13 protein-coding genes and 1 tRNA gene are annotated in these 12,754 nt (G+C 65.3%); 4 read left to right on the top strand and 10 right to left on the bottom strand.

The features are described from left to right. Positions 1-62: 62 nt before the first annotated feature. Positions 63-1,832, bottom strand: coding sequence for an adenine deaminase C-terminal domain-containing protein (locus ACYVKR_RS06625; RefSeq protein WP_460480008.1), 1,770 nt, complete (start codon positions 1,830-1,832; stop codon positions 63-65). Positions 1,833-2,081: 249 nt separating this feature from the next. Between ACYVKR_RS06625 and ACYVKR_RS06620 the strand changes: the two genes are divergently transcribed. Further along, entirely contained in the window at positions 2,082-2,984 is a 903-nt protein-coding gene (locus ACYVKR_RS06620; protein WP_460480007.1) for a LysR family transcriptional regulator, read from the top strand. A gap of 90 nt (positions 2,985-3,074) precedes the next feature. Here the strand turns inward: ACYVKR_RS06620 and dnaB are convergent, their stop codons facing one another. The 5 genes from dnaB to rpsF form a co-directional block, all read right to left on the bottom strand. Beyond that, on the bottom strand, positions 3,075-4,475 hold the full coding sequence (gene dnaB, locus ACYVKR_RS06615; protein WP_460480006.1) for a replicative DNA helicase: 1,401 nt from the start codon (positions 4,473-4,475) through the stop codon (positions 3,075-3,077). A 120-nt stretch (positions 4,476-4,595) separates the two neighbouring features. Beyond that, positions 4,596-5,048: a bL9 family ribosomal protein gene (rplI, locus tag ACYVKR_RS06610; RefSeq protein ID WP_460480005.1), complete on the bottom strand. Its 453-nt coding sequence runs from the start codon at positions 5,046-5,048 to the stop codon at positions 4,596-4,598. Between the two features lie 11 nt (positions 5,049-5,059). Continuing rightward, positions 5,060-5,341 (bottom strand): small ribosomal subunit protein bS18, encoded by a 282-nt coding sequence (gene rpsR / locus ACYVKR_RS06605; RefSeq protein WP_460480004.1) that lies wholly within the window; start codon positions 5,339-5,341, stop codon positions 5,060-5,062. Between the two features lie 10 nt (positions 5,342-5,351). Then, complete coding sequence (gene priB, locus ACYVKR_RS06600) at positions 5,352-5,648, bottom strand: primosomal replication protein N (protein ID WP_460480003.1); 297 nt, start codon at positions 5,646-5,648, stop codon at positions 5,352-5,354. A gap of 15 nt (positions 5,649-5,663) precedes the next feature. Beyond that, positions 5,664-6,038, bottom strand: a complete 375-nt coding sequence (gene rpsF, locus ACYVKR_RS06595) for a 30S ribosomal protein S6 (RefSeq protein ID WP_460480002.1) — start codon at positions 6,036-6,038, stop codon at positions 5,664-5,666. 217 nt (positions 6,039-6,255) lie between these two features. Here rpsF and grpE point away from each other — a divergent pair, with 217 nt between their 5' ends. The 3 genes from grpE (at position 6,256) to dnaJ (ending at position 10,113) form a co-directional block, all read left to right on the top strand. Continuing rightward, positions 6,256-6,798, top strand: coding sequence for a nucleotide exchange factor GrpE (gene grpE, locus ACYVKR_RS06590; RefSeq protein WP_460480083.1), 543 nt, complete (start codon positions 6,256-6,258; stop codon positions 6,796-6,798). Positions 6,799-6,909: 111 nt separating this feature from the next. After that, entirely contained in the window at positions 6,910-8,841 is a 1,932-nt protein-coding gene (dnaK, locus tag ACYVKR_RS06585; protein WP_460480001.1) for an Hsp70 family protein, read from the top strand. Between the two features lie 141 nt (positions 8,842-8,982). Then, positions 8,983-10,113 carry a molecular chaperone DnaJ gene (gene dnaJ, locus ACYVKR_RS06580; RefSeq protein WP_460480000.1) on the top strand — a complete coding sequence of 377 codons (1,131 nt, stop codon included), beginning with the start codon at positions 8,983-8,985 and terminating at the stop codon, positions 10,111-10,113. A gap of 136 nt (positions 10,114-10,249) precedes the next feature. Here the strand turns inward: dnaJ and ACYVKR_RS06575 are convergent. The 4 genes from ACYVKR_RS06575 to ACYVKR_RS06560 all read right to left on the bottom strand — a co-directional run bounded on the left by ACYVKR_RS06575 (position 10,250) and on the right by ACYVKR_RS06560 (position 12,640). After that, positions 10,250-10,324, bottom strand: a tRNA-Arg gene (locus ACYVKR_RS06575). Between the two features lie 34 nt (positions 10,325-10,358). Further along, positions 10,359-10,712, bottom strand: a complete 354-nt coding sequence (arsC, locus tag ACYVKR_RS06570) for an arsenate reductase (glutaredoxin) (protein ID WP_460479999.1) — start codon at positions 10,710-10,712, stop codon at positions 10,359-10,361. A 55-nt stretch (positions 10,713-10,767) separates the two neighbouring features. Then, a complete protein-coding gene (locus ACYVKR_RS06565; protein ID WP_460479998.1) occupies positions 10,768-11,175 on the bottom strand; it encodes a roadblock/LC7 domain-containing protein in 408 nt (135 codons plus the stop codon). A gap of 25 nt (positions 11,176-11,200) precedes the next feature. Then, a complete protein-coding gene (locus tag ACYVKR_RS06560) occupies positions 11,201-12,640 on the bottom strand; it encodes a phosphatase domain-containing protein (protein ID WP_460479997.1) in 1,440 nt (479 codons plus the stop codon). Positions 12,641-12,754: the final 114 nt, after the last annotated feature.

Here is a 12,754-nt window from a genome sequence, read left to right as displayed (position 1 = left end):
TTTTGTCTTTGCCAGGCGGGCGCGTCGAGGCGCCCGCCGGTTTGCCTGCTAGCGCAGGCCCGTCACACCATGAACCCGAAGCGGTCCAGCGAGATGAACAGGGTCAGCAGCTTGTTGACCACGGGCTCGCCCTCGTTGCGGTTGCCCAGGTCCTCCAGCGCGGCGTCGATGGCGCGGGTGCCCGCCAGCAGCTCGTCCAGGCCCATGTTGGCCATCACGCCGTAGATGGCCAGCGGCAGCCCGGCCTTCACCTGGCGATTGTCGGTGACGATGCAGCCGCCCACCTGGGCATCGACCTGCTGCAGGCAGTGGCACATCTCAGCGCTGTCGCTGCCCACGGCCACGAAGTAGGCCTTGGGCGCCGGCCAGAAGGTGGCGACCGCGCCGCGCTCGATGGACACGCCCTTGAACAGGCCGTTGACCACGTGGCGCTGGCCGTTGGCATAGCGCTGCACCACCGAGATGCGGTTGAGCCGCACGCCCTGGTACTCGGGCACGACCTGGCCGTCCACGTAGGGCACCCAGACTTCCTGGAAGAACTTCTCGTGGCCACGGCCGTAGACGTCGAACAGGTAGACCTTGGCCTGCTGGCCGTCCGCCGAGATTTCCATCGGCGCGAGGTCGAGCTGGGCCGGCGCCAGGTCGGCCAGGCCCGGGCGGGGCTGCTTGGCCATGCCGGAGTAGTCGATCTCCACGCGCTTGAGCATCTTGCGGTCCTGGGCGACCAGCTCGCCGTCCTTGAACACGTAGCGCGGGTTGATCTTCGACAGGCTGTCGGTCAGCACGATGTCGGCGAAGCGCCCCGGCGTCAGCGAGCCGAGCTGCCGGTCCATCTTGAAGGCGCGCGCCGTGTGCAGCGTGGCCATCTTGATGGCCTGGATGGGATCGATCCCCATCTCGGCGCACAGCGAGACGATCCAGTCCATGTGGCCCTTGGTCAGCACGCGGTCGACCGAGATGTTGTCGGCGCAGAGCTGGAAGTTGTCGGTGGGCCACTTGCGCTTGACGATGGCGCGCAGCATGGTCTTGATGACCTCGGGGCTGCCCACGCCGAACTTGATCTGCGTCTGCAGGCCGTAGCGCACGCTCTTCTCGATGTCGTCCTCCTTCCACACGTCGTGGTTGGCATAGGCGCCGATGGCCGGCATGTAGTTCAGCATCATGTCGGACAGCGCGGTCACGCCCCAGTGCGTGTTCATGAAGCCGCCCTTGGCCCGGCCCAGCGCCGACTTGCGGAAGTCGTCGTCGTTGCCCACGCTGTAGGTCAGGTGGGCCAGCTCGCCCAGGCCGATCACCGGCTCCATCTGCAGCAGCGCATCGGTCACCGCCACCGAGGTCTTCTTGCCCGGCGCGAAGGCGAACACGCGGTACGGCAGGGTCTTGTAGTCCTTGAACAGGCCCTGGGTGGCCTCGACGGCCTCGGGGCCGGCGGCGCTGACGAAGTCCAGGCATTCCGAGAAGATGGTCGTCGTGCCGCAGGGCACGATGGCCTCGCCGAAGGCCACCGGGTGGGCCAGCTGCGCCTCGAAGTGGACGTGCGCGTCGATCAGGCCGGGAATCGCATACAGGCCCTGGCCGTCGAACACCTCGCGCACCTTGACCACGGTTTCGTCCGGGTTCAGCGCCACGATGCGCTTGTCGTAGACCAGGATGGAGCCCTGGTAGACGGACTCGCTGTGCACGTCGAGGATGTTCAGGTTCTTCAGCAGCAGGTCGGCGGCGCGCTTGCCGTGCAGGATGTCGAAGATGGCCCGCACGTGGCTCTCGTGCGCGGCGACGGAGTCCTGCGCGCCGGACGCCTGGACGTTTCTTTCGCTGACTTCTTGGTACATGGCTTTTTCTCGCTTTCGTTCGATTGGCGTTGGGCCGAACAGGGTGGGCGCTGCAACGAACGCCAGTCGTTCGCATCGAGGGGCCTCAAAGATTGCAGCGCCGCCGCTAGGGAGCCTCCGTCGCCCTTTCCCGGCGGCGGCGCTCCGTTGCGCGACAGGTGCCATGAAACCGTAAAATACCGCTTCTGAAAAGCAGCGATTTCTGCACGGACTGCTCGCTTTTCGAGTACACACCACCGGGAGAACCCCATGCTGCACTCGCGCCTGCTGCGCTACATCGACGAGGTGGCCCGCTGCGGCTCGATACGCGCGGCCGGCGAGCGGCTGCATGTCGCGCCGTCGGCCATCAACAAGCACGTGCTGCAGCTCGAGGAAGAGATCGGCGAGCCGCTGTTCGAGCGCCTGCCGCGGGGCCTGAGGCCCACCGCCGCCGGCGAAATCCTGCTGGCCCATGTGCGCCGCACCATGCTGGAGTACCGCCAGGTCGAGGCCGAGATCCGCGACCTGAAGACGCTGGCCGGCGGCGAGGTCATCATCGCCACGATGACCGGCCTGGCCAGCGGCATCGTCGCGGCGTCGGCCGTGGGCTTCTACGCGCAGCACCCGCAGATCCGGCTGTCGATCCGCATCATGGCGGCGCAGGAGATCGTGGCCGCAGTGCAGGGCGGCGAGGCTGACCTGGGCCTGGGCTTCAACCTGCCGCCGTCGCCGCAGCTCGAAAGCCTGTGGGAGATGGACACCAGCCTGGGCGCGGTGATCTCGCCGCGCCACGCGCTGGCAGGCATGGAGGCGATACCGCTGGCGCACTGCGCGGCCTACCCGCTGATCTTCGCCGACCGCGCCATGCTGATCCACGGCATCATCGCCGACACCTTCGCGCAGGCCGGGCTGAGCGTGGAGCCGGCCTTCCGCACCAACTCCATCGAGACCATGAAGCGCCTGGCCGCCGCCAGCGACAGCATCGCCTTCCTCAGCAAGTTCGACATCGCCGAGGAGTACCACGCCGGCCAGCTCGTCTACCGGCCGATCCGCGACCGCGCCTTCAGCCGCAACGTGCTCTCGCTGGTGCGCCGCGAAAAGCACGGCCGGGGCCTGGCCGGCCTGCTGTACGCCGAGGAGATCATGGGCGCATTGGGCGCACTGGGCAACTAAAAATGAGAGCTGCTAGCGCTTATTGCTATTGGATTTCAGATAGAAATCCATTTGAATGCATTTAACAGCAAGCGCCAGCAGCTATGCTTTTTAGTATTCGTCGCTGCCGTAGCCCATGGCCAGGTTCTCGAAGCGGGTCTGGTTCTTCTGGAAGAAGAGCTTCACCGTGCCAGTGGGGCCGTTACGCTGCTTGCCGATGATGACCTCGGCAATGTTCGGCTCCTTGCTCTCCTTGTTGTAGTAGTCGTCGCGGTAGATGAACATGATGATGTCCGCATCCTGCTCGATGGCGCCCGATTCGCGCAGGTCGGACATCATCGGCCGCTTGTCGGTGCGCTGCTCCACCGAGCGGTTGAGCTGCGACAGCGCGATCACCGGGCACTGCAGCTCCTTGGCCAGCATCTTCAGGCCCCGCGAGATCTCGCCCAGCTCGGTCGCGCGGTTGTCCGAACTCGCCGAGCCCGAGCCACTCATCAGCTGCAGGTAGTCGACCACGATCAGGCCCATCTGCCCGCACTGGCGCGCCAGGCGCCGCGCGTTGGCGCGCAGCTCCGAAGGCGTCAAGCCCGGCGTCTCGTCGATGTGCAGCGACACGGTGCGCAGCCGCTCAATGGCCTCGGTCAGCCGCGGCCATTCGTCGTCGGAGAGCTTGCCGGTGCGCAGGTTGCCCTGGTTCACCCGGCCGATGGAGCCGACGATACGCACCGCCAGCTGGGCCGCGCCCATTTCCATCGAGAAGATCGCCACCGGCAGGCCCTCGTTCAGCGCCACGTGCTCGGCGATGTTCACCGCGAACGAGGTCTTGCCCATCGACGGGCGCGCCGCCAGCACCACCAGGTCGCCCGCCTGCAGGCCGCTGGTCATGCGGTCCAGGTCGGAAAAGCCCGTGGGCACGCCGGTCACGTCGGCGGGGTTGTCGGCCATCTCCTGCACGCGGTCCAGCAGGTCCACCACCAGCGACTCCAGCGACTGGAAGCCCTGCTTCATGCGCGAGCCTTCCTCGCCGATGGCGAAGATCTTCTGCTCGGCCTCGTCCAGCACCCGCTCCACGGGCTTGCCCTGCGGGTTGAAGGCGTTGGTGGCGATCTCGTCGCTGGCCGTCACCAGCTTGCGCAGGATCGAGCGCTCGCGCACGATCTCGGCATAGCGCCGGATGTTGCTGGCGCTGGGCACGTACTGCGCCAGCTGGTTCAGGTAGGTCAGCCCGCCCACCTCCTCGGCCTTGCCTATGCTTTGCAGCTGCTCGAAGACGGTGATCACGTCGGCCGGCTTGCTGGCGTTGACCAGGCCCGCGATGGCGCTGAAGATCAGCCGGTGCTCATGGCGGTAGAAATCGGTCTCCACCAGCACGTCGCCCATGCGGTCCCAGGCCTGGTTGTCGAGCAGCAGGCCGCCGAGCACGCTGGATTCGGACTCGATCGAATGCGGCGGAATGCGCAGCTGCGCGACCTGCTGGTCGGGGGTCACGAACCCTTCGAGTGCATCGGACATGGATGATCCTGACTGAAAACCGGTGGAGAAAAAGAGTGAGGATAGCGCAATAAAAAAGCCGCTTTGCAGCGGCTTTTTTGGTTTGCACGGCCGGGAACAGGCCCGGCCAGCAAGCGGTGCTTAGACGTGCTCGCCGTAGACGGACACGCTGACTTCCACCACCACGTCGGTGTGCAGAGCCACTTCGACGGTGTTGTCGCTGACGGTCTTGATGGGGCCGTTGGGCAGGCGCACTTGCGACTTGACCACGGAGAAGCCCATCTTGTTCAGTTCGTCGGCGATGTCGTGGTTCGTCACGGAACCGAACAGACGGCCATCCACGCCAGCCTTTTGGGTCAGCTTAACGGTAGCGCCCGCCAGCTTCTCGCCGCTTGCCTGGGCGGCAGCCAGCTTCTCGGCGGCAGCCTTTTCCAGTTCGGCGCGCTTGGCTTCGAACTCGGCCTTGGCGGCAGCGGTGGCGCGGCGTGCACGGCCGGTGGGGATCAGGAAGTTGCGAGCGTAACCGTCCTTGACCTTGACGATCTCACCCAGGTTGCCCAGGTTCACAACCTTGTCGAGCAGAATAACTTGCATGGCTGTGCTCCTTAGATCTTGTGCTGGTCGGTGTACGGCACCAGGGCCAGGAAGCGCGCGCGCTTGATGGCGGTGTTCAGCTGACGCTGGTAGATGGCGCGCGTGCCGGTCAGGCGTGCGGGGATGATCTTGCCGTTTTCAGCGATGAAGTCGCGCAGCGTGTCGACATCCTTGTAGTCGATCTCTTCCACGCCAGCCACGGTGAAGCGGCAGAAACGCTTGCGCTTGAACAGCAGCGACTGGGTGTTGCGCTTGGGGCGCTTGTCTTTGTTGAATTTCTTGAACGTGGCCATTTCGGACCTCTCAATAAGAATCTGGTTGAATATCCTGGATGTGCAGAACCACCGATTTGCTGTTGCGGGGCGTTGCCAGAAAGCCCTGGATCGTCCAGATGCTTCCGACGGCCTGCCGGGCGATTCGCTCGGCCAGCGGGCCAAAGGCCACCGCCTTGATCAGCAGGTTCACCTGTCGCTGCTGCCCCATTTCCGGTTGCGAAGACTGGTGTTCCAGCTTCACATCGACGGCGGGCAGGCCTGCGGGCGTGTAGCGCAGAGCTTGAATCTCCGCCAGGCCTGCAGTCACGACAACGTGGTTCTTCACCTCCTACCGGTGTGATCAGCGATCGGCAGCAGCGTGCTCGGCCTGGGTGGCCTTGCGGGCTTCTTCGCGCTCGACGGTCTTCATCATCGACGAAGGGCCGGTGTCGGCCTTCTTGCGCTGCACGGTCAGCTGGCGCAGCACGGCGTCGTTGAACTTGAAGGCGTGCTCCAGTTCAGCCATCACAGCCTGGTCGGCTTCGATATTCAGGCACAGGTAGTGAGCCTTGGCCAGCTTGTTGATCATGTAGGCCAGTTGACGGCGGCCCCAGTCTTCAACACGGTGGATCTGACCACCGCCGGCGGTAATCATGCCCTTGTAGCGCTCCAGCATGGCTGGAACCTGTTCGCTCTGATCGGGGTGGATCAGCAGCACGATCTCGTAGTGACGCATGCACAAACTCCTTGTGGATAATAGCCGCCCCAAAGAACATCGCACATCGGATGCGATGAGGGTGCGGCAAGGGAAAGCCCACGATTATATTTCAAGCGCCAAAAGCCGTCAAACGGCACCTTGCTGCTCCATTACGCGCATGCGGGTCTTGAAATGCCGCCCGGCGCTCCTACCTATCAGAAAGTCTGTTTTTTGGAACGATTGCACAACGATGACCATGCCACCACAGTCCCCCCACGAAAACCCCATGTCGCCCGAGGAACTGGAAGCCGCGGCAGCCGCCAACGAGGCTGACGCCCTGGCGCAGCTGCAGGCCCAGGTGGCCGAGCTGCAGGCCAAGAACGTCGATCTGGCCGACCAGTACCTGCGCGCCAAGGCCGAGGTCGAGAACGCCCGCCGCCGCGCCGACGAGGAAGTGAGCAAGGCCCGCAAGTTCGGCGTCGAGAGCTTCGCCGAGAGCATGCTGCCCGTGGTGGACAGCCTGGAAGCCGGCCTGGCCGTGGCCGACGCCCCTAACGAAGTGCTGCGCGAGGGCTCCGAGGCCACGCTGCGCCAGCTGCTGTCGGCATTGGAGCGCAACAAGGTCGTCGCCATCGCCCCGGCCGCCGGCGAGAAGTTCGACCCGCACCAGCACCAGGCCATCAGCATGGTGCCCGCCGACCAGGACGCCAACACCGTGGTCGCCACGCTGCAGAAGGGCTATTTGATCGCCGACCGCGTGATGCGCCCGGCCCTGGTGACCGTCGCCGCGCCGAAATGACGCCAAATGCCGCCGTTTTTTGCGTATTCCTGTCTTGAAGCGCCAAAAAACAGCCACAGATAACGACCATCCAAGCAAATTCACCAATTTTTCAAAAATACGGAGTCAGATATGGGAAAAATCATCGGCATTGACCTGGGCACGACCAACAGCTGCGTGGCCATCATGGAAGGCAACACCACCCGCGTGATCGAGAACAGCGAAGGTGCGCGCACCACGCCGTCGATCGTGGCCTACCAGGACGACGGCGAGATCCTCGTCGGCGCCTCGGCCAAGCGCCAGGCCGTCACCAACCCCAAGAACACCATCTACGCCGCCAAGCGCCTGATCGGCCGCAAGTTCGACGAGAAGGAAGTGCAGAAGGACATCGACCTGATGCCCTTCGAGATCATCAAGGCCGACAACGGCGACGCCTGGGTCAAGGTGCGCGACCAGAAGCTGGCCGCGCCCCAGATCAGCGCCGAAGTGCTGCGCAAGATGAAGAAGACCGCCGAGGACTACCTGGGCGAGCCCGTGACCGAGGCCGTGATCACCGTGCCGGCCTACTTCAACGACAGCCAGCGCCAGGCCACCAAGGACGCCGGCCGCATCGCCGGCCTGGAAGTCAAGCGCATCATCAACGAGCCCACCGCCGCGGCCCTGGCCTTCGGCCTGGACAAGGGCGGCAAGGGCGACCACAAGATCGCCGTGTATGACCTGGGCGGCGGCACGTTCGACGTGTCGATCATCGAGATCGCCGACGTCGACGGCGAGAAGCAGTTCGAAGTGCTGGCCACCAACGGCGACACCTTCCTGGGCGGCGAAGACTTCGACCAGCGCATCATCGACTACATCATCGGCGAGTTCAAGAAGGAGCAAGGTGTCGACCTGACCAAGGACGTGCTGGCCCTGCAGCGCCTGAAGGAAGCCGCCGAGAAGGCCAAGATCGAGCTGTCGAACTCGGCCCAGACCGACATCAACCTGCCCTACATCACGGCAGACGCCACCGGCCCCAAGCACCTGAACATCAAGCTGACCCGCGCCAAGCTGGAAGCCCTGGTGGAAGAGCTGATCGAGCGCACCATCGCCCCCTGCCGCACCGCCATCAAGGATGCCGGCATCAGCGTGAGCGACATCGACGACGTGATCCTGGTCGGCGGCATGTCCCGCATGCCCAAGGTGCAGGAGAAGGTCAAGGAATTCTTCGGCAAGGAACCCCGCAAGGACGTGAACCCCGATGAAGCCGTGGCCGTGGGCGCGGCCATCCAGGGCCAGGTGCTGGGCGGTGAGCGCTCCGACGTGCTGCTGCTGGACGTGACGCCGCTGTCGCTGGGCATCGAGACCCTGGGCGGCGTGATGACCAAGATGATCGCGAAGAACACGACCATCCCGACCAAGTTCGCGCAGACCTACTCCACTGCCGACGACAACCAGCCCGCGGTGACCATCAAGGTCTTCCAGGGCGAGCGTGACATCGCCAGCGCCAACAAGCTGCTGGGCGAGTTCAACCTCGAGGGCATCCCCGCCGCACCGCGCGGCGTGCCGCAGATCGAGGTGACCTTCGACATCGACGCCAACGGCATCCTGAACGTGTCCGCCAAGGACAAGGGCACGGGCAAGGAAAACAAGATCACCATCAAGGCCAGCTCCGGCCTGTCCGAGGACGAGATCCAGAAGATGGTGAAGGACGCCGAGCTGAACGCCGCGGACGACAAGAAGAAGCTCGAGCTGGTGCAGGCCCGCAACCAGGGTGAGGCCGCGCTGCACAGCGTGACCAAGAGCCTGGGCGAGCACGGCGACAAGCTGGATGCGGCCGACAAGACCGCCATCGAGGCCGCTTCCAAGGAACTGGAAGAGGCGCTCAAGGGCGAGGACAAGGACGCCATCGAGGCCAAGACCACGGCGCTGATGACCGCCAGCCAGAAGCTGGGCGAGAAAGTCTACGCCGATGCCCAGGCCGCACAGGCGGCGGGCGCCGCCGGCGGTGCTGCCCCCGGCGCCAGCGCTGCGGCTGCCGACGACAACGTGGTGGACGCCGAGGTCAAGGAAGTGAAGAAGGGCTGAGCCCCTCCCCGCTTCCGCCACAGGTGCGCACGATGACCTGAACCCCATGCCGGAGCCTGCGAACGCAGTGCTCCGGCATGGCCTTTTCTCCGACGCGCATTGTTCGCACCGGCCGCCAAGCCCCACCACACGCACAGAACCATGTCCAAACGCGACTACTACGAAGTCCTCGGCGTTGCCAAGAACGCCTCGGACGACGATATCAAGAAGGCCTATCGCAAGCTCGCGATGAAGCACCACCCCGACCGCAACCAGGGCGAGAAGGCCAAGGAGGCCGAAGAGCAGTTCAAGGAGGTCAAGGAGGCCTACGAGATGCTGTCCGACGGCCAGAAACGTGCCGCCTACGACCAGTATGGCCATGCAGGCGTCGACCCCAGCATGCGCGGCGGCCCCGGCGCCGAGGGCTTCGGCGGATTTGCGGAAGCCTTCGGCGACATCTTCGGCGACATGTTCGGCAACGGCGGACGCCGCGGCGGCGGGCCCCAGGTCTACCGAGGCAGCGACCTGAGCTACGCGATGGACATCACGCTGGAAGAAGCGGCCAACGGCAAGCACGCGCAGATCAAGATCCCGTCGTGGGATGAGTGCGATACCTGCAGCGGCAGCGGCGCCAAGCCCGGCACCAGCCCCAAGACCTGCGGCACCTGCAACGGCAGCGGCACGGTGCAGATGCGCCAGGGCTTCTTCGCCGTGCAGCAGACCTGCCCGCACTGCCGCGGCACCGGCAAGATCATCCCCGAGCCCTGCACCGCCTGCCACGGCCAGGGCCGCACCAAGACGCAGAAGACGCTGGAGGTGAACATCCCCGCCGGCATCGACGACGGCATGCGCATCCGCAGCTCGGGCAATGGCGAGCCGGGCATCAACGGCGGCCCGCCGGGCGACCTGTACATCGAGATCCGCGTGCGCGACCACGAGGTGTTCGAGCGCGACGGCGACGACCTGCACTGCAAGGTGCCCGTGAGCATGATCACCGCCGCACTGGGCGGCGAGATCGAGGTGCCCACGCTGAGCGGCAAGGCCGCGATCGACCTACCCGAGGGCACGCAGACCGGCAAGCAGTTCCGCCTGCGCGGCAAGGGCATCAAGGGCGTGCGCAGCAGCTACCCCGGCGACCTGTACTGCCACATCACGGTGGAGACCCCGGTCAAGCTCACCGAGCACCAGCGCAAGCTGCTCAAGGAGCTGGACGAGTCGCTGAAGAAGGGCGGCGCCAAGCACACGCCCAACAACCAGACCTGGTCGGAGCGACTGAAGAACCTCTTCGCCTGATGCCTCGCGCCACCTCGGCGCGAATATGAACCAAATTGGCTGCCAGCGCTTATGGATAAAGCGCTGGCAGCTTTTCTTTTGATAGCATCAAAATGCAAAAGGCCGCGAAGCTGGTGCAGCTTCGCGGCCTTGGATCTGGTCCCCCCAGCAGGAATCGAACCTGCATCTAGCGCTTAGGAGGCACTCGTTCTATCCATTGAACTATAGGGAGCGGAATCGGGCATTGTAGAGCCTGCAGGCGCAGCTCAGAGCAAATCCAGCACCAGCTCCGGCGGACGGCACAGCCTCGCGCCCTTGGGCGTGATGACGATGGGGCGGTTGAGCAACTGCGGATGCGCCGCGACCTGCTCCAGCAGCTGGGTGTCCGTCCAGTGCGGCGCGGCCAGGCCCAGCTCGTCGAAGACGGCTTCCTTGCTGCGGATGATGTCGCGCACCGGCACACCCAGCTGCGCCACCAACGCCTGCAGCTGCGCCAGGTTCAGCGGCTGGGCCAGGTAGTCCACCACCTCGGGCTCGATGCCGTGCTCGCGCAACAGCGCCAGCGCGCCGCGCGAGTTGCTGCAGCGGGCATTGTGGTAGATGGTGGCTTGCGTGGGCATCGGCGGCTCGCTTTCGGTATCCAAAGCCGCGATGGTAACGCCTGCAATCGAGCAATCAGACCAGGGCGGCTTCCAGCTCGGGGACGATGATGCGGGCCTTGGTCAGCGCCATGCCCAGGTTGGCGGTGCGACGGCAGACGAAGACGCTCACATATTCCGGGTTGGTCTTGCCGCGGATGAAGACGTGGATCAGGTTGTCGCTGTTGACGATGATTTCCTGGAAGTAGTGGTGGCCGTCGTCGCTCAGGCCGCGCGACTTCTTGAACATGCGCTCGATCATGGACACATTGGGGCCGTTGAACAGGTCGGCCGTGGCCGCGGCCACCAGGTCGATGACCTCGCGCGGGTGCGAGTCCACCGTGCGGATCGACAGCAGCATCCCCGAAGCCACGTCCACCACCCCTGCGGCCAGGCACTCCGGCACGAAGGCCGCCACTTTTTGCATGATTGCATCTACAGACATCGCGATATCCTCTCTTTGGTAAAAATCACATCTTCCGCAGGAGCAGCTCTTCGTATTCGAAAAGAATCGCCTCCTGCACATCCGACTGCACGTACTGCGACTCGATCGCACGCACGCGCCGCAACGCCTCTTCGGCGGTCACACCCTCGAAAATCAGCCACGCCGCCAGCACCGTGCCCGTGCGGCCCAGGCCCGCCAGGCAGTGCACGGCCAGCACCTCGCCGCCCAGCAGCAGGCGCTTCATCTTGATCATCAGCATCTGCAGCTGCGCCACCGACGGCGGCTCGCGGTCCTTGACCGGCAGAAACACGTTGCGCATGCCATGGCGCGCCAGCGCCGCCTGGTCCATATTGGTTTCGGTCAGCGTGACCAGGGTGGTCACGCCGCAGGTGCGCAGCGCGGTCAGATCCACATCGATGGACTGCACCACGCCCGGCTTGGGCGTGCCGGCCAGCCGCCCGGGCACCACCCAGGCAAAGCCGCGCGGCCCGCGCGACGCGGGGATGTAGCGGAAGGCCGCCGGTATCGGCTGGATCAGCGCCATGTCGGGCACCATCGGCGCGGGCTTGGGCGCGGGCGGCACGTCGGCCACCGGCGCGGTCGCCTGCACGGCAGGTGGCGGCAAGGGAGCCGGCGCAGGCGCGGCCAGCGCGGCCAGCGCCTGTGCCGGCAGCGCGGCCGGCGCGGGCACGTCTTCGGACAAGCTCTCGGGATCGGCGTCCGGCGCCGCCACGGCGCAGCTGCCGGTGCGCACGTACTGGCGCCCGGCCTCGGACTGCGGCGCGGCCAGAAAGGCCTCCATGCCGCCGGCTTCCTGGATGCGGCCGCCGGCCAGCAGCAGCATGCGCTGCGCCACGCGCGCGTGGCGCTGGTTGTGGGTGATCAGCACGATGGCCATGCCGCCCGCCAGGCGGCCCAGCAGATCGAGCAGGCGGGCGCTGTCGGCATCGTCGAGGCCGGCCGTGGGCTCATCCACCATCAGCAAGGCGGGCTGCGCCGCGGCCTCGCGCAGGATGGCCACGGCCCGCTGCTGCAGCGAGCCCAGTTCCACCGTGGATCGATCGAGCAGCGGCACCAGTTCGGCGAAACCCATCTCCACCACGTGGCGGGCGCACCATTGCTTGATTTCGCCGGGGGTGACGGACACGCGTTCGCGGTGGAATTCGGTGATGGCCTGCAGCACCGTGGCTTGCATCAGCCGCGCCTTCTGCACCACCAGGCGCGGATGCTCGCCCGCACCCAGCGGCTGCCCGAGGTACTGCACTTGCCCCCATTGCTTGAAGCGCGGATGGTCCTGGTGCAGGCCGGCCAGCGTGCGCACCAGCGTGGACTTGCCTGCACCGGACGGCCCCAGCAGCGCCGTGACCATGCCGGGCTCGATGCGCACATCCAGCTCCGCCAGCACGACCTTGTCGCCGAAAGCAACGCCCCACCCCTGGGTCGTCAATACCGATGCGTTATCCAAAACATCCCCACCGTGTTTGCGCTACCTATGCTGGTAAGCGTCAATTTGTTAGTTTTTATTGCAAATGCTTTCGCATTATGGTGGGATTAGCTGGTAGGGATTAGTAATTATTAG

Source organism: Comamonas humi, from assembly GCF_054782535.1.
Note: the sequence above shows the minus strand (reverse complement) of the source record. Positions and strands in the feature narration are given on the sequence as shown.